The sequence below is a fragment of the Nocardia sp. NPDC047654 genome (assembly GCF_043205035.1).
Lineage (GTDB): Bacteria > Actinomycetota > Actinomycetes > Mycobacteriales > Mycobacteriaceae > Nocardia.
Genome location: NZ_JBIDDF010000015.1, coordinates 25,217 through 42,642, shown reverse-complemented (window position 1 = coordinate 42,642; position 17,426 = coordinate 25,217). Strand labels below are relative to the sequence as shown.

The window sequence follows — 17,426 nt, the reverse complement described above, 5'->3', positions numbered from 1 at the left end:
GGAAGAATGTCGATGTGACCAAGTCGGCCAGCGAGCGCGGTTCCTACGTCGAGCCCGGGGAGTTCAAGAGGGACACGAACTACATCACCACCAGGATCACGGCCGACGGCCGCGACGGCTACCCCGTCGAGCCGGGGCGCTACCGGCTGGTCGCGGCGCGCGCCTGCCCGTGGGCCAATCGAACGCTGATCGTGCGCAGGCTGCTCGGACTCGAGCCGGTACTCTCGCTCGGACTGTGCGGGCCCACGCACGACAAGCTCAGCTGGACCTTCGATCTGGACCCCGGCGGCGTCGACCCGGTACTCGGCATCCCTCGGCTGCGCGACGCCTATCTGGCCCGGTTCCCGGACTATCCGCGGGGTATCACGGTGCCCGCCGTCGTGGACGTGCCGACCGGGCAGGTCGTCACCAACGACTACGCGCAGATCACGCTCGACTTCTCCACCGAGTGGACCGCGCACCACCGGCCCGGCGCGCCGCAGTTGTACCCGGAGCCGCTGCGCGCGGAGATCGACGAGGTGAACCTCGCGGTGTTCCGCGACGTCAACAACGGCGTCTACCGCTGCGGGTTCGCCGGGGCGCAGGACTCCTACGAGGCCGCCTACGACCGGCTCTTCCACCGCCTGGACATGCTCTCCGAACGCCTTGCCGCGCAACGGTATCTGGTCGGCGACACGATCACCGAGGCCGATGTCCGGCTGTTCACCACACTGGTCCGCTTCGACGCGGTGTATCACGGGCACTTCAAGTGCAACCGGTCCAAGCTCAGTGAGATGCCGGTGCTGTGGGCGTACGCGCGCGATCTGTACCAGACCCCCGGGTTCGGCGACACGATCGACTTCGGTCAGATCAAGACGCACTACTACGTGGTGCACCGGGACATCAACCCGACCGGGATCGTTCCCAAAGGCCCTGATCTGGCGAACTGGCTCACCCCGCACGGCCGGGAGGCCCTCGGCGGCAGGCCGTTCGGTGACGGAACCCCGCCATCCCCTCCGCCGTCGGACGAACGCGTGCCCGCGATCGGCACTCCCGCGTAACGGGCGATCCGGACGACATCCGTCCGGACGAAAGCGAGGCAGCCGCCGGTGGAACCGATGCGGCTGGGTACTTCGTTGTCATGACGAGCTGACGGCAACCGGTGCCATACAGTTCTACCCAGCAGACCGGAAGAGGAGGATGCCGCCGATGCTCAAAGGCGCGTTCGAGAAGACGGTGGTCGAACTGCTCGACACCGGGTCCCGCCTGCAGGCCCCCGCGGTCGCCAAGTACGTGGACCGAATTCGTCGCTCCCACCCGGATGACAGCCCCGCGCAGATCATCGACCGGCTGGAGAAGCAGTACCTGCTCGCGGTGACCGGCAGCGGCAGCGCGGTCGGCGCGACGGCGGCCGTTCCCGGCGTCGGCACCATCGCGGCCATCGCCGCCGTCAGCGCCGAGGCCACCTTCTTCATGGAGGCCTCGGCGGTGTTCACCCTGGCGGTGGCCGCGGTGCACGGCATCTCGCCGGAGGACCAGGAGCAGCGCAGGGCGCTCGTGTTGGCCGTAGTGCTCGGCGAGAGCGGCATGCAGATCGTGCAGAAGAGCGTGGGCAGTTCCGCGAAGAACTGGGGCTCGGCCTTCGCCAACCGCATCCCCGGATTGTCGAGCATGAACGATTCGCTGCTGAAGCGGTTCATCATCCGGTTCATCACCAAGCGCGCCGCGCTGATGGCGGGCAAGGTGCTGCCCGCGGGCATCGGCGCCGTGATCGGCGGCGCGGGCAACCGCGCCCTGGGCAAGGCCACGATCAACAACGCGCGCAAGGCGTTCGGGAAGCCACCGGCCACCTGGCCCGGGCACCTGATCATCGACGCCGATCCGTTCACCGCGATCGACCCGGCCGAGCCGCGACCTCCCGCCGAGCCACGATGAGCGGGGCGCTGCCGATCGCGTTCGCGGTCCAGGGATTGACCAAGCGGTACGAACTGGCGACCGCCGTGGCCGACGTCAGCTTCACCGTGCCCTCCGGAGCCATCGCCGCGCTGGTGGGGCCGCGCGGCGCGGGCAAGACCACGATTCTGCGGGTGCTGCTCGGACTGGTCGTCCCCACCTCCGGAACCGCGTCCGTCGGCGGGCCCGGTGCCCGGCGCAACGGCACGGGCTCCGCGAGCGTGATCGGCGGCGTCCTCGCGCCCCGCGGACTGCCTCCGGCCCGTACCGCGCGAGAGCACCTCTGGATCCACGCCGCCGCGGCGAACGTCGCCGACAGCCGGGTGACCGAGGTACTCGAACTGGTGGGGCTGGACGAGCACGCCACGACCAAGACCGGCGTCCTGTCGATCGGGCAGCAGACCAGGCTGGCCCTGGCCACCGCGCTGCTCGCCGATCCTCCGCTGCTGGTGCTCGACGATCCGATGGACGGGCTCGACGCCGCCGAACGCGGCTGGCTGCACGACTTCCTGCGCGGGCACACCCGCCGCGGCGGCAGTGTCCTGCTGACCAGCGAGAGCCTCGGCGCCGTACTGCCCGCCGCCGACCAACTGGTCGTCCTGAACGAGGGCACGGTGGTGTACCAGGGCACTCCGGCGCGGCTGCGGCGCGGGCACCCGGACCGTCTGGTGGTCGCGGCGTCCACGCCCATCGCGCTGGCCACCATGCTCGCGGCACAGGGATTCACCGACGCGGTGATCCGGCCGGACGGTCGCCTCGCCGTCGCCGAAGCGAGCGAAGCGCAGATCCGCACGGCCGCCACCGCGGCGCAGGTGCGCATCGATAGCATCGTCGCCGACCCGATCCATCCCGACCGCGTGCTCGCGTCGCTGACCAAACCCACCGCCGCGCCCGTGCCGCACTACCCGGGTCTCGCCGCGCCCGGCGCCCAGCCACCCTCGCCGACGCCCTACGGAATCCCACGATGATCACCATCCTGCCCGCGGACCTGGTGCCGAACGTCAACTCCGAGGTGCGCAAGGTCGTCACGATGCCGCGCGCCAGGACGCTCGCCGCCGCGCTGCTCGCCGTGGCACTGTTCGCGAGCCTCGTGTCGGCGAGCCTGGCCGGGCCGCCGGATCCGCGCGGCCAGCCCGCCACCGGCGCGGCGACGATCGGGCTCTACGTCGCGCTGGCGCTGGTCGTGCTCGCGGCCGCGGTCTTCGGCGCGGTGGGCACCGGCGCCGAGTACCGGTACCACAGCATGGCGGTGACCGCGCTGTTCACTGCCGACCGCGACCGGCTCGCCGCCGGGAAATTCCTGGTCATCGGGTGTTGTGCGCTGGTGGCGGCGGTAGCGGTGGAGCTGGTGTCGGTCGCGGCCCTGTTCGGCGTCGGACACGGCAAGCTCGCCGTCACCGGGGAGTTCTTCGCGGTGCTCGGCGGCGGGCTGCTCGCCGCGGTCTGCTGGTCGCTGATCGGCGCGAGCGCCGGCATCCTGCTGCAATCCTCGACCAGAGCCGTACCGCTGCTGCTCGGCTGGATCGTGTTCGCCGAACCCTTGATCTGGCTGATCGCCCGCGGCCTCGGCATCCCGGGCGTGGTCACCCTGCTGCCCGTCTCCGCGACCGTCGGCACCGTGGCGGTGGGTTCCTACCCCGACAGCGATCTACTCGCCCCCACCCCGGCCGCCGTCGTGGTCTTGTTGCTGTGGACCATCGGCCTGGGCGCCGCGAGCTGGTGGAGCCTGCGCACCCGCGACCTGTGATCCGCGGCCGGTAGGGAACAACGGCTTGTCGGCCGGTGTCGGTACCGTCGATGACGAACGCGGTACGACAAAGGGGGCGAGCGAACGACGTGGACGGGGGACGTAGACCCGGCTGGATACGCAGGCTGTGGGCCGAATGCCTACCGCACCGCGCGGTGCTGGGCGGACTGGCGGCGGCCGTGGCCGGCGGGGCTGTCGTCGAGACCGCTGGGCCGCTGCTGACGAAACGGGCCGTCGACGCGGCGGGGATCGGTGACACGGCGGCGATCAGCGCCGTGGCCGGACTGATCCTGATACTGGCCGTCAGCCGGTCCGCGGCCGGGTTCGGGCGGCGCTGGCTGGCCGGGCGGCTGTCCCTGGACGTGCAGCATGCGCTGCGCGTGCAACTGCTGGGCGCCTTGCAGCGACTGGACGGCGTCGGACAGGACACGCTGCGCACCGGGCAGGTGGTGTCGCGCTCGATCACCGATCTCCAGTTGGTCCAAGGCCTGCTCGCGATGGTGCCGCTGTCGGGCATGGCCCTGCTGGAGTTCGGGCTGGCCGCCGCGGTCATGATCTGGCTGTCCCCGCCGCTGGCGGCCGTCGCGCTGCTGGTGGTCCCCGCGATCGGCGTGGTGGTCTACCGCATGCGGCCGCGCCTGCACGCGGCGACCTGGTCGGCGCAGCAGCGCGCCGCCGATCTCGCCCAGCACGTCGAGGAGACGGTCACCGGCGTGCGGGTGGTCAAAGGGTTCGGCCAGGAAGCGCGGATGGTCGATCTGCTCGAGCGGCACGGTCGCAAGCTGTTCGCGGAGCGGATGCGCGCCGCGCGGATCGATGCCGGGTTCGCGCCGTCGGTCGCGACGATTCCGCAGATCGGCATGGTCGCCGTCATCGCGCTCGGCGGACTGCTGGCGCTGCACGGCAGCATCGGCATCGGCACCTTCGTCGCGTTCGCCGCGTATGTCGCCGTCATGACCGGCACCGCGCGCATCCTGTCCTCTGTGATCGTCATGGCCCAGCTGACCAGGGCGGCGGCCGAGCGGGTGTTCCAGGTGATCGACACCGCGCCGGTCATCGCCGAGCCCGACCACCCGGTGGAACTGCCGGACGGACCGCTCGGCATCGAGATCGATGCGCTCAGCTTCGGTTTCGACCCCGACCGGCCGGTGCTGCGCGAGCTGGATCTGCGCGTGCGGCCCGGCGAGACAGTGGCGGTCATCGGCCCGGCGGGGTCGGGCAAGTCCACGCTCGCCCTGCTGCTCCCCCGGTTCTACGCGCCGGACGCGGGCAGTATCCGGCTGTTCACCGACACCACTGCGTCGCACGCCTGCTCCGACACCCGGGCGAACGCGCCCGCCGGGAACCACACCGCCGAATCGGTCGGCGTCGACATCGCCGACGTGCGCGCCGCCGACCTGCGCGCCGCCATCGGCGTCGTCTTCGACGATCCGTTCTTGTTCTCCGACACCATCGCGGCCAATATCGCGCTCGGACGGCCGGAAGCCACCGACGAGGAGATCAGGCAGGCCGCCGTCCAGGCCGCGGCCGACGATTTCATCGCCGAATTGCCCGACGGCTACGACACGGTGGTGGGCGAGCGCGGCCTCACCCTCTCCGGCGGCCAGCGCCAGCGGATCGCGCTGGCCAGAACGCTGCTGGCCCGCCCGCGCATCCTGGTGCTCGACGACGCCACCTCCGCGGTGGACGCGGTCACCGAGGCCGCCATCTTCGATGCCCTGCCCGACAACGGTGGACGGACCACGCTGATCCTCGCGCACCGGGAGTCGACGCTGGCCCACGCCGACCGCGTGATCCGGTTGCCCGCTCCCGCCGGGCACGTCGCTGCCGAGCCGGACCCCGCCGCGACGCCGGTCTCCCGGGGGCGAGCGCTCGACGGACCCTCCGGTCGCCGCTTCGGCAGCGCGGCCGCCGACATCAGCGAGACACCCGAGCTGCGCAAGACCATCGGGCTCCTCCCGCCCGCCACCGAGCAGCCGGGCATGGACGCGGAGCGGCTGCGCGAGCCGGATCCGGCGTTCCGGCTCACCCGCTTGCTGCGACCGGTCCGCGCGTTGGTACTGACGGTGATCGCACTGCTGGCCGCGGACGCGATCATCGCGATCGCCTTCCCGCCGCTGGTGCGCTACGCGATCGACGGCGGCGTGCTCGGCGACGACGCCGGGGCGCTGGTCCGCGCGACGCTGCTCGGCACGGTCCTGGCCGCGGCGGGCTGGGCGGTCGGCGCGGCCACCACAATGCTCACCGCCCGCACCGGGGAACGGGTGCTTTTCGCCCTGCGCGTGCGCAGCTTCGCGCACCTGCAACGGCTCGGCCTCGACTACTACGAGCGCGAGCTGTCCGGGCGGATCATGACGCGGATGACCACCGACGTCGACGCGCTGTCGACCTTCTTGCAGACCGGAGTCGCCACCAGCCTGATCGGCCTGCTGACGTTGGTCGGCATCGCAGCCGCGCTGCTGGTCATCGACGTCTCACTGGCGCTGGCCGTGCTGTCGACGGTGCCCGCCCTGGCGATCGCGACGGTGCTGTTCCGGCGGGTGTCGTCCACCGCCTACACCGTGTCGCGCGAGCATGTGTCGGCGGTCAACGCCGACTTCCAGGAGAACGTGACGGGCCTGCGCGCGGTGCAGGCCAACCGGCACGAGCCACGCGCCGCCCGTCGATTCGCCGAGTACTCACAGCGTTACCGCAACAGCCGGTTGCGGGCCCAGCGGGCGATCGCGCTGTATTTCGCGTTCGTCGTCGGATGGGCGGACGTGGCCTTGGCGGCGGTGGTGTACTTCGGGGCGCGCGAAGTCGCCACCGGCGCCGCCAGCGCGGGCACGCTGGTGGCGTTCGTGCTGTATCTGGAGCTGCTGTTCGTGCCGATCCTGCAGCTGTCCCAGGTCTTCGACAGCTACCAGCAGGCCAGGGTCGGCGTGCGCCGGATCGGGGACCTGCTGCGCACGCCCTCCTCGATCGCCGCCGATTCGGCCGACCCGGCGCCCATCGACGGCGGGCTGCGCGGTGAGGTGATGTTCGACGACGTCCGCTTCCACTACGCGGGCAGTCGCGTTCCCGCGCTGGACGGCGTCTCGCTGCACATTCCGGCGGGCTCCACCCTGGCCCTGGTCGGGCCGACGGGGGCGGGCAAGTCGACCGTCGTCAAGCTGCTGGCACGGCTGTACGACCTGCCCCCGGACTCCGGTTCCGCCGGTGACGCAGAACCTGCGGCCGCCGCACCGAAAAGCGAAACCGGAGTAGTCGCGGATGCCCCGGGCGCGATCCGGGTGGACGGCGTCGACGTCCGCGACTACCGCCTCGCACAGTACCGCTCTCGGCTGGGCATCGTCCCCCAGGAAGCTCACCTGTTCACCGGCGACGTGGCGAGCAACATTGCATTCGGGAAACCATTCGCGACACCCGAGGAGATCGCCGCGGCCGCCGCCGCGGTGGGCGCGACGGAGATGATCGCCGCCCTTCCGCTCGGGATGAACCAGCCGGTCGGTGAGCGCGGGCGCGGTCTGTCGGCCGGGCAGCGGCAGCTGATCGCCCTCGCCCGCGCCGAACTGGTCGCTCCGGACTTGCTGCTGCTCGACGAGGCCACCGCGACACTCGACCCGGACGCCGAGGCATCGGTGCTGGCAGCGAGCCGGTCACTGAGCCGGGACCGCACCACGGTGCTCGTGGCGCACCGGCTCGGCACGGCCGCGCGCGCCGACCGGATCGCCGTCGTCGATCATGGGCGAATCGTGGAAATCGGCTCCCACGCGGAGCTGCTCGCGGCGGGCGGGCCGTATACCCGGCTGTGGGCAGCGGCGCGGGCGTCGGAGGGAATATTCTCGAGTGACGCCGGGTCATCACCAATAGGGTCGGGGGTGTCGGGTGGTCGGTGAATCCGCCGATTTGCTGCTGGGCCTATCCTCAGATAGGGCGCATCGGCGCGCAATCCGCTGATCCCCGTGCCGGGCACGTCACAAACGTCGCAGCGCGAAGAACGAAATGAGGCGAACACCTGCTGTGAGCAGCTCAACTTCCCAGTTCGGACAGAACCAGTGGCTAGTCGATGAGATGTATCAGAAGTTCAAGCAAGATCCATCTTCGGTCGACGAGAGCTGGCACGAATTCCTGGCCGACTACACGCCTGAGGTGAGTGGCGACTCCGGCAACAGCCAGTCCGCCCCCGCGCCCGCGCAGGCTGCCGCTCCCGCACCGGCTCCAGCGGCCGCCAAGCGCAACGACGCCAAGCCCGCCGGCACCAAGCCCGCCTCCCCCGCGGCTCCGAAAGCGCCCGCACCGGCCGCCGCCAAGCCCGCACCGGCCGCCGCCAAGCCGGCCGCGGTGAACGCGCGCACCCCGCAGACCACCCCGGCGCCGACGTCGAACGCCGCGCCGACCTCCGGTCCGAAGCAGGCCGACACCGCCGCCGACGAGTCGAAGGTGCTGCGCGGCGCCGCCGCCGCGGTGGCGAAGAACATGGCCGCCTCGCTGAGCATCCCCACCGCGACCAGCGTGCGCGCCATCCCGGCCAAGCTGATGATCGACAACCGCTTGGTCATCAACAACCACCTCGCCCGCACCAGGGGCGGCAAGATCTCCTTCACCCACCTGCTCGGCTACGCCATCGTGCAGGCGGTCAAGGCCTTCCCGAACATGAACCGGCACTACGCCGAGGTCGACGGGAAGCCGAACGCGGTCACCCCCGCGCACACCAACCTCGGCCTGGCCATCGACCTGCCCGGCAAGGACGGCAGCCGGTCGCTGGTGGTCGCGGCCATCAAGGGCTGCGAGGCGATGACCTTCGGGCAGTTCCACACCGCCTACGAGGACATCGTGCGCCGCGCCCGCGACGGCAAGCTCACCGCCGAGGACTTCTCCGGCGTCACCATCTCGCTGACCAACCCGGGCACCATCGGCACCGTGCATTCGGTGCCTCGCCTGATGAACGGGCAGGGCGCGATCATCGGCGCGGGCGCGATGGAGTACCCCGCCGAGTTCCAGGGCATGAGCGACGAGCGCATCGCCGATCTGGGCGTCGGCAAGCTGATGACGCTCACCTCCACCTACGACCACCGCATCATCCAGGGCGCGGAGTCCGGTGACTTCCTGCGCACCATCCACCGGCTGCTGATCGCCGACGAGTTCTACGATGAGATCTTCCACGGTCTCGGCGTGCCGTACGAGCCGATCCGCTGGCGCAAGGACATCCGCGAACGCGGCGTCGACAAGAGCGCGCGCGTGCTGGAGATGATCGCGGCCTACCGCAACCGCGGCCATCTGATGGCCGACACCGATCCGCTGCGGCTGGTCAAGGAGAAGTTCCGCAGTCACCCGGACCTGGACGTCACCCAGCACGGGCTCACGCTGTGGGACCTGGACCGCACATTCAATGTGGCGGGTTTCCACGGCCAGGACCAGATGAAGCTGCGCGACGTGCTGTCCGTCCTGCGCGACGCCTACGTCCGCCACGTCGGTGTGGAGTACACCCATATCCTCGAACCCGAGCAGTTGCAGTGGATCCAGGAGCGGGTCGAGCAGAAGCACGCGAAGCCGACGGTTGCCCAACAGAAGTACATCCTGAACCGGCTGAACGCCGCGGAGGCCTTCGAGACCTTCCTGCAGACCAAGTACGTCGGGCAGAAGCGCTTCTCGCTGGAGGGCGCCGAGGCCGTCATCCCGATGATGGACGCGGTGATCGACCAGTGCGCCGAGCACAGCCTCGACGAGGTCATCATCGGCATGCCGCACCGCGGACGGCTCAACGTGCTGGCCAACATCGTCGGCAAGCCCTACTCGAAGATCTTCACCGAGTTCGAGGGCAACATGAACCCGGCCGCCACGCACGGCTCCGGCGACGTGAAGTACCACCTCGGCGCGCAGGGCACCTACCTTCAGATGTTCGGCGACAACGAGATCGAGGTCTCGCTCACCGCGAACCCCTCGCACCTCGAGGCGGTCGATCCGGTCCTGGAGGGCCTGGTCCGCGCCAAGCAGGACCTGCTGGACAAGGGTGACGGGGCCGAGGGCTTCTCGGTCGTGCCGCTCATGCTGCACGGTGACGCCGCGTTCGCCGGTCAGGGCGTGGTCGCCGAAACGCTGAACCTGTCGGGCCTGCGCGGCTACCGGGTCGGCGGCACCATCCACATCGTGGTGAACAACCAGATCGGCTTCACCACCGCGCCGGAGAACAGCCGCTCCACCGAGTACTCCACCGACATCGCGAAGTTCATCGGCGCGCCGATCTTCCACGTCAACGGCGACGACCCGGAGGCGTGCGACTGGGTGGCGCGCCTGGCGGTCGACTTCCGGCAGAAGTTCCGCAAGGACGTCGTCATCGACATGATCTGCTACCGCAGGCGCGGCCACAACGAGGGCGACGACCCGTCGATGACCCAGCCGTGGATGTACGACGTCATCGACACCAAGCGCTCGGTCCGCAAGGCGTACACCGAGAGCCTGATCGGCCGCGGCGACATCTCGCTGAAAGAGGCCGAGGACGCGCTGCGCGACTACCAGGGCCAGCTGGAGCGGGTGTTCAACGAGGTCCGCGAGCTGGAGAAGTACTCCCCAGGGCCGAGCGAGTCGGTCGAAGGCGACCAGCCGGTGCCCGCGAGCGTCGTGACGGCCGTGGACAAATCCATCCTGCAGCGCATCGGCGACGCGTTCCTCAACGTGCCCGACGGCTTCAACGTGCACCCGCGCGTCAAGCCGGTGCTGGAGAAGCGCCGCGAGATGGCCTACGAGGGCAAGGTCGACTGGGCGTTCGCCGAGCTGCTCGCCTTCGGCACCCTGATCGACGAGGGGCGCGCGGTGCGCCTGACCGGTCAGGACTCCCGCCGCGGCACGTTCACCCAGCGGCACGCGGTGATCATCGACCGCAAGACCGCCGAGGAGTACACCCCGCTGCACAACATCGGCAGCGAGAACCCGGGCTGGTTCGCCGTGCACGACTCGGCGCTGAGCGAATTCGCCGCCGTCGGCTTCGAATACGGCTACTCGCTGGGCAACCCCAACGCGCTGGTGTTGTGGGAAGCGCAGTTCGGTGACTTCGTCAACGGCGCCCAGTCGATCATCGACGAGTTCATCTCCTCCGGTGAGGCCAAGTGGGGCCAGCTCTCCGACGTCGTGCTGCTGCTGCCGCACGGCCACGAGGGCCAGGGCCCGGACCATACCTCCGGCCGCATCGAGCGCTTCCTGCAGTTGTGCGCGGAGGGCTCGATGACCGTCGCGGTGCCGTCGACTCCGGCCAACTACTTCCACCTGCTGCGCCGCCACGCCCTGGACGGCATCCGCCGCCCGTTGATCGTCTTCACCCCGAAGTCGATGCTGCGCAACAAGGCCGTGGTCTCGGACCTGAAGGACTTCACCGAGAGCAAGTTCCGCTCGGTCTTCGACGAACCCGCCTACGAGCAGGGCATCGGCGACCGCAGCAAGGTCAAGCGCGTCCTGCTCACCAGCGGCAAGCTCTACTACGAGCTGGCCGCCGAAAAGGCCAAGCAGAAGCGCGAAGACGTGGCGATCGTGCGCATCGAGCAGCTCTACCCGCTGCCCGTCCGCCGCCTGAACGAGGCCCTGGAGGGCTACCCCAACGCCACCGATCTGGCGTGGGTCCAGGAGGAACCGGCCAACCAGGGCGCCTGGCCCTTCTTCGGCCTCAACCTCCCCGAAACCCTCCCCGCCCGCTTCGCCAACACGAAGCTGCGCCGCATCTCCCGCCGGGCGATGTCGGCCCCGTCCTCGGGGTCGAGCAAGGTGCACGCGGTGGAACAGGCGGAGATCATCGCGGAGTCGTTCGAGCCGACCAGCTAGTTCCTGACCCGAGACCGGGCCGGACCGCTCTACCCTTTTGAGCGATCCGGCCCGGTTTCGCATCTGTAAGGAAGGGCGGGTCAGGGCGTCGAAGAAAGCCCGTCGCTTGCTGCAGTATACGGCCGTGGTTTTTCGGATCGCTGCTCACGGCTACAACGCGCTCACACCTTCACAATCTCGAACTTCGGACCGCACAACAACGCCATGTCCTCGGGGTCTGACGTCACCACCGTGGCCAGCCCGCGAACCGATTGGGCCGACGCCGCCAGAACGGCGTCGATCGCGTACTTGTGTCCACTCAGGCTGTGCTCGCGCAACAGCGCAGCGGCCCGCGCGGCCAACTCTCGGGTCACGGCGTGAACTCGATCTGCGACAGCGTCCATGCGATCCGTGCGGCATGCACTTTGTTGTAGTCGGCTTCGACCTGTCTGAGAGGTAACAGCTCCGATGACTGCCCCATAAGTGCATGGGTGACCGCAATACATAGCGTCTGACCGGCACTACTGGCGACAGACCGGTGTCGACGTTCTTCGGTCGAGGTCCACCGCCGCCATCGTTCGCGCGACGGATTCGGCATGGCTAGCATCTGACGCGATGCACGTTGACTTGATGCTCGATTCACTCGATGGACTGTCTGTGGGGGATGCGCTGGGTGCCGAATTCCCCATCATGGGCCGGTCTATTCCTGATCTTCGGGCAGGAGAGCTTCCTGCCCGGCAGTGGGGGTGGACCGACGACACCGAGATGGCATGCACCGTGGTCGCCCACCTTTCCAGTAATGCTGGGATAGACCAGGATCGGCTTGCCGCCGCCTTCGCGCGACGGTTCGACCCACGCCGCGAATACGGCTTCCTCGCGGTCGACACCCTGCGTCGAATCCGCAACGGCACGCACTGGCGGGAAGCGGCCGGAGCCGCCTTCGATCATCAGGGATCCTGTGGCAACGGTGCGGCCATGCGAGTCGCCCCGCTGGGCGCCTTCTTCGCCGACGATCCGGAAAGAACCGCCACCGAGGCGGCCCGGTCGGCGCAGGTGACACATCTGCATCCCGAAGGTGTCCTCGGCGCGGTCGCGGTCGCCCTCGCGGCCGGGCAAGCCGCTCGTGCTCGCCTGAGCGGGAGTCGGCCAACGCCAGAGGAATTCCTTACTGCCGTCCTCGACTATCTCGACGACGGTGAGACCAGTCGACTGATTCGCCGTGCTCGCACCCTGCTCGGAGCCTCGGTGAAGGAGGCCGCAAGGGAACTCGGCAACGGATCCCTGGTCACCGCACAGAACACGGTGCCGTTCACCATGTGGGTCGCGGCAACGCATCTGGACAACTACCCCGTCGCGATCACCACATGTATTGCGGCGGACGGAGATATCGACACCACGAGCGCCATCGTAGGCGGGATCGTCGCCGCGTACACCGGCATCGGAAGCCGACCCGCTCCGATCGCCGGCGTGCCGCAGACCTGGCTTGCCGCGCGAGAGCCATTGCCCGGCTGGTTCAACCCGACTCTTCGAACGCGACGACGCAACAGATCTGCGTCCGGCCGCGTTCGACGATGGTTCTCCGGCGCGTCGTGAGCACGCCAGTGGTGGCCGCCGGGGTCCTCATACTGTTGCCACTGCCCGGCTTCGGGCAACGACTCAGCGGATCGCGGCGCTGGATAGCCTCCGCGCCATCTGGTGACTCGAACTCTCCGCTGCCGGTGCCGTCATTGCGGCCGGTTACCGAGTGCATCGAACACCAAGCTCCCTGCAGTGTCGTACCATCCGCCATCCGAGCCCCGCGTGTAGACGACTTCGCCGTTCGCGTCGCGCCACGTGCCTGCTTCCAAGGTCCAGCCTTGGAACTCGGTTCCTGACAGGTCATCGGAGAACCGTCCGCCGAGCCCACCGACATGCCCATCGCTGGACGGGCCCGCCGCTCGCAGTTCGGTGTTGAACGCCTCGAGCTGTCGGCGGGTGCGTTCGATCTCCTCGTCGCTGGGCCTTCTCGCTGCGGCATCGGCGTTGCTGAAGAAAAGTTTGCCTCCGAATTTTCTCGTCATTGATTCCACTCCTAGATCTCCGACATCTGGATGATGATCCTGCCTGTGGCGGGATCGCGAAACTTGTTGTGCACAAGGAACCCTGTATTCGACGGGAACAGCACCTCGTCGGGAGTTCCGTAGTCACCGTAGACTCGCCCGTTCTTGCTGATGATCTGCATCTCGACCTCGGCGTTCTGCACGAAAACGTCATTGACGCCGCTCGGCTTGTTGGATGCCGAGGTGAACCCCAGTTCCGTTGTCGGTTTGCCCGGCTCATAGCGAGCGAGACTCTCCTTCTTCTGGCCGTCTCGAATCGAACCGGGCCGAGGTCACCTCACCACCTGCCGGCGCGAGATGCGGTCGATCAGTAGGACGAACCTAACGCTCATCCGGTTCCATCCGGGCTGAGGCCCGACCTCGACATGCTCGACCAGACACGAACCGCTGAGCCCGAATCGGTGCCGGAATGGGTGGACAGCTTCTTCCGCCGACTGCGCGTGCACGGCCGGATGACGCTTGCGAAGCCATGGGACACCGCGAGTTCCCACACGATTCGACGTCACCGAAACTACCGGGACCGATCGCGGCGCCGCTGCGTCGATGCCGTGACGGAACGTGCTTCCGCTGGGAGACAGGCGAATTACAGCACCCGACTGGCCCGATTCGACCGATCCCGTTCGGCACATGGGGAAGGCGCGGGCGCTTCTGGAACGCAGCAACCCTTCGGGTACAGCGGAAACTCATCGATCATGATGCGGACGCCCGTCGATGTCCGTCGGCCCGCTCCGGTGTCCGACCGGAATCGGCCCCACGCGCTCGGCCGCATCAGTCAGCATTTGGGTGTGAGCGGAGTGCACAAAGGCAGAAGGTTCATGCGGCCTGGGGTTTCCGTGACGGTCGGCGGTGTCGGGACTTCCTCGGTTGTCGGCACGGGAGCTTGCGTGGGTCGCACGGCGCCTCCCGTCGGCGTCGAGCAAGAGGCCGCCAGTATCCAGATCACCCCGATGACCAGCGCGATCAGTGCCACCGCGGCGATCTGTTGCGAGCGGTGGCCACGTGGTTCGGATTTTTCGGAGGTGCGGCCGGAGACGCGCGCGGACAGTGCGGTTATCTGGTCGCGAACCGCGACGCGTGGACGCTCGAGCACAGCGGTCGGTACAGAGCGGCGCAATGGCTGCGGTTCGGGGGCGGGTGTGGACCACGCTGTGGGCCGACTGGGCTGAGGTGCCTGCGCCGGAGGTGGGCTCAGCGGCCGGTCGGGAGCGGGTTCGATCCACGACGACCAACTGTCCGTGAACGACGACGGTGCGGGCGACGATTGCGCAGCCGGATCGAAATCCTGGTCGGCGGGCGAGGGTTCGGTTCGTTCCGGCGTGGAGGACTCAGCGGCGGCGGGGCGTATCGACGCCACGTATCCGGTGGCGAAGCGCTCCGTCACATAGGAATTCGGCTCGGCGACATCTTCCTGTGCGGACTTCGCCGTGAGTCGGCCTTCGAAGCGAGGCGGCTCCGGATGATCATCTTCTGGCACACCGGGCTCGAGCTGCCGCGCATCCGCGCGAGAGGATGCCGACCGGCGTTCTTCTTCGTGGGCATACGAATGAGCTGTCGTGTCCGACGACGCGGGCATCGGCGGAGGCTCCGGCACGAGGAATTCCGGTGCGAAAGGATCCGCCTCGGTAGGTTGCATCTGCACCACCCCGGCAACGGGCACCTGCGGGGGATGCGACTCGGACGCGGATACGTCCTGGTTGCCGTCCGTAACAGCGGTATGCTCCACCGGCCGCCGAGCCTCCGACAGCGACCGATCGACTTGCGGTGCGCCTTCCGCACCGGACCGCGTCGGCAGCGCGGGCTCCGACCCCTCGCGCTCCCCGGTATCGGGTTCCGTGGCGTCGGTCTGTTTCGGCGTAGACGGCGACGCGGTCGACTGATCGGTCTCCGAGACCCGAAGGTCGACATCGTCTGTCTCGTCAGAGATTTCGGCGGCTCCCGTCGATGCGGTGAGCCGCGCTGCATGCGGAACCGCGTTCGACGGCTCGGGCACGCCATCCACCGGCGGTGCGGCCGAATCAGCCGATACGTCGTCGGTGTCGGAACCTTCGGCGGACATCCTGCCCTCGAGCTCGGGAGTCTTTCGCGTGACACTGTCCAGCGCCGCCAGCGTCCCGGCCCGCAACTTCCGCTCCAGCGGGAACCCGTCCGCCGCCAGGTCGTCGACGGTGACCTGGTCGCCCAGGTTCAAGTCGGTGAGCAGGGCGTGCGTGCGTTCGGCGGTCCAGATGAGTTCGCGGCTCGCGGTGCGGTGGAACCAGGCGCGCAGGTCGGCTTGCCCGGCTCCGAGCACCACCGCGCAACCGCGCCTGCGTGACTCGATGTTCAGCGTGAGGGCCGAGTCCTGGGGTGGCACTACGACGATCAGGCCGTCGACAGAGGCGTCGCCGTGCTGCTTACGGACCAGCGCCCGCAGGTTGACGACGTTGCTCGTCACCCGGTCGAACGGGCTGCTGTCGTCGTGGCGCGGCTGGATCGGGTCGCCCGCGAAGCCGGACAGTCGCCAGCGGCCGTTGGCCTGCACCGAGAGGACGCCCGCCGTGGCTTCCGGCACGGTGTCCTGTACGTCGATCACGACCGCGGCCCTGGGCGTGATCACCACCAGATCGGCTTCCCGGGCCTCGCCCTTGTGATCGCGGTCGGGTAGGTAACACCCCGAGATCGCCAGCCCCACAATGACGTACTGGCCGGTCCAGGTCCGCATCCAGCTCAGCACACGCTGTTCGGATCGCGGTGCCGTCGTTCGTTCGTTGATGACCAACATCGGCGGCCTCCATCGCCGTCACACCATGGACGACACAACGGTATGCGCCGGGGTGATCGGCACAAAATCGAAAGGCACTGTAAGAGCACAGTATTGGCAGCACAAAGGCGTACGAAGTTCGGCGTGTGGGCAGCGCCACAGTCACCGCGTACGCCGGACGACCGCCTGCGTGGCGTCGTGCCACCGGAATCCGGCCTACGCGCCGCGGAGTTGACGGAACCACCCACTGCCTGTCAGCGAAACCGCGGGGTCTCGACCGTCCGTTGTGCGTCCCTCACCGGAGGATGGCCGGGGGGCCGCATGATCCTGTGCCCGCCGAATCAACGGCACAGTCGTCGGCAGATCGACGCGGGAGCCTCGGCGGATCCACGGAGTATCGGCACCCCCTGCCCGAGGCGAACGGCCACCGGTCGTAGTCCGACACAGATAATTCTCAGCCCCGCAGCGCCGCAGCTAGAGCGGGGTCCACCGAAAACGCTATGGCGATCAACGACTCGACCAGCAGATCGACCAACTCTTCGCGGGTGACAGGTTCGGACCGCAACCACGTCAGCGTGGATTCCTCGACGAACGCGATCCAGCCGCGCATGGCGAGCATGAGCCGGGGGTGGTCGCCTTCGGCGATCGGCACCGGCGTCTCGGCGAGGATGATGCCGATGATGGCGTCGCGGGTCTGGTCGACCAGCGGGGCCAGCTCGGGGCTGACGCTGGTGGGGCCGCGCAGGAGCGCGAGGTATGAGGTGCGGTTCTCGGTGACGTACTCGATGTAGCGCTCGATGGAGTCGCGCAGCATCTCGAACAGGCCGAGCGAGCGGTCCGGGATTACGCGCTCGAGCAGTTCGGCGTTGGCGTGTCGCACGATCGCAAGCTGGAAATCCTGCTTGGTCGGGAAGTAGTGGAACAACAGCCCGCGGGAGATGCCGGCCTGGGCGGCGATCTCGCTGACGGAGATGTCGTCGATGGAACGCTCGCCGAGCATCTTGGCGCCCAGGGTGATCAGCTGCTCGCGGCGCTCGTCGGGGCTGAGCCGCGTGCGCTTGGGGGCATCTCCCTGAGTTCTGGTCACCCGGAACATCCTACTGAACGGAAGTCAATACACTGTTGACTCGTGCTCAAT

At 68.7% G+C, this 17,426-nt stretch carries 12 protein-coding genes; 7 read left to right on the top strand and 5 right to left on the bottom strand.

Annotation, left to right across the window (positions count from 1 at the left end; all coding sequences use genetic code 11):
- The first annotated feature begins 14 nt into the window (after positions 1 to 14).
- The 6 genes from ACGF7Y_RS28690 (at position 15) to ACGF7Y_RS28665 (ending at position 11,470) form a co-directional block, all read left to right on the top strand.
- A complete protein-coding gene (locus ACGF7Y_RS28690) occupies positions 15 to 1,040 on the top strand; it encodes a glutathione S-transferase family protein (RefSeq protein WP_393239005.1) in 1,026 nt (341 codons plus the stop codon).
- A 148-nt stretch (positions 1,041 to 1,188) separates the two neighbouring features.
- Positions 1,189 to 1,914: a hypothetical protein gene (locus ACGF7Y_RS28685; protein WP_393239002.1), complete on the top strand. Its 726-nt coding sequence runs from the start codon at positions 1,189 to 1,191 to the stop codon at positions 1,912 to 1,914.
- Positions 1,911 to 2,900 carry an ABC transporter ATP-binding protein gene (locus ACGF7Y_RS28680; RefSeq protein WP_393238999.1) on the top strand — a complete coding sequence of 330 codons (990 nt, stop codon included), beginning with the start codon at positions 1,911 to 1,913 and terminating at the stop codon, positions 2,898 to 2,900. Before ACGF7Y_RS28685 ends, ACGF7Y_RS28680 begins: the two co-directional genes overlap by 4 nt.
- Entirely contained in the window at positions 2,897 to 3,679 is a 783-nt protein-coding gene (locus tag ACGF7Y_RS28675) for an ABC transporter permease (protein ID WP_393238996.1), read from the top strand. The genes ACGF7Y_RS28680 and ACGF7Y_RS28675 overlap by 4 nt, the downstream gene beginning before the upstream one ends.
- 50 nt (positions 3,680 to 3,729) lie before the next feature.
- Complete coding sequence (locus ACGF7Y_RS28670; protein WP_393238993.1) at positions 3,730 to 7,557, top strand: ABC transporter ATP-binding protein; 3,828 nt, start codon at positions 3,730 to 3,732, stop codon at positions 7,555 to 7,557.
- Between the two features lie 106 nt (positions 7,558 to 7,663).
- Complete coding sequence (locus ACGF7Y_RS28665; RefSeq protein WP_393238990.1) at positions 7,664 to 11,470, top strand: multifunctional oxoglutarate decarboxylase/oxoglutarate dehydrogenase thiamine pyrophosphate-binding subunit/dihydrolipoyllysine-residue succinyltransferase subunit; 3,807 nt, start codon at positions 7,664 to 7,666, stop codon at positions 11,468 to 11,470.
- 161 nt (positions 11,471 to 11,631) lie between these two features.
- Here ACGF7Y_RS28665 and ACGF7Y_RS28660 read toward each other — a convergent pair whose 3' ends face one another.
- Entirely contained in the window at positions 11,632 to 11,823 is a 192-nt protein-coding gene (locus ACGF7Y_RS28660; RefSeq protein ID WP_393238987.1) for a hypothetical protein, read from the bottom strand.
- A gap of 241 nt (positions 11,824 to 12,064) precedes the next feature.
- On the opposite strand from ACGF7Y_RS28660, the gene ACGF7Y_RS28655 reads away from it, so the two are divergent.
- Entirely contained in the window at positions 12,065 to 13,042 is a 978-nt protein-coding gene (locus ACGF7Y_RS28655; RefSeq protein ID WP_393238984.1) for an ADP-ribosylglycohydrolase family protein, read from the top strand.
- 131 nt (positions 13,043 to 13,173) lie between these two features.
- Here ACGF7Y_RS28655 and ACGF7Y_RS28650 read toward each other — a convergent pair whose 3' ends face one another.
- From ACGF7Y_RS28650 to ACGF7Y_RS28635, 4 genes are all read right to left on the bottom strand, one after another.
- Positions 13,174 to 13,509 (bottom strand): hypothetical protein, encoded by a 336-nt coding sequence (locus ACGF7Y_RS28650; protein ID WP_393238982.1) that lies wholly within the window; start codon positions 13,507 to 13,509, stop codon positions 13,174 to 13,176.
- 11 nt (positions 13,510 to 13,520) lie between these two features.
- Positions 13,521 to 13,691: a hypothetical protein gene (locus ACGF7Y_RS28645; protein ID WP_393238979.1), complete on the bottom strand. Its 171-nt coding sequence runs from the start codon at positions 13,689 to 13,691 to the stop codon at positions 13,521 to 13,523.
- A gap of 629 nt (positions 13,692 to 14,320) precedes the next feature.
- On the bottom strand, positions 14,321 to 16,309 hold the full coding sequence (locus tag ACGF7Y_RS28640; RefSeq protein WP_393238976.1) for a hypothetical protein: 1,989 nt from the start codon (positions 16,307 to 16,309) through the stop codon (positions 14,321 to 14,323).
- Positions 16,310 to 16,742: 433 nt separating this feature from the next.
- The gene (locus ACGF7Y_RS28635; RefSeq protein WP_393238973.1) at positions 16,743 to 17,384 is read right to left on the bottom strand and encodes a TetR/AcrR family transcriptional regulator; all 642 of its coding nucleotides are present in this window, start codon (positions 17,382 to 17,384) and stop codon (positions 16,743 to 16,745) included.
- Positions 17,385 to 17,426: the final 42 nt, after the last annotated feature.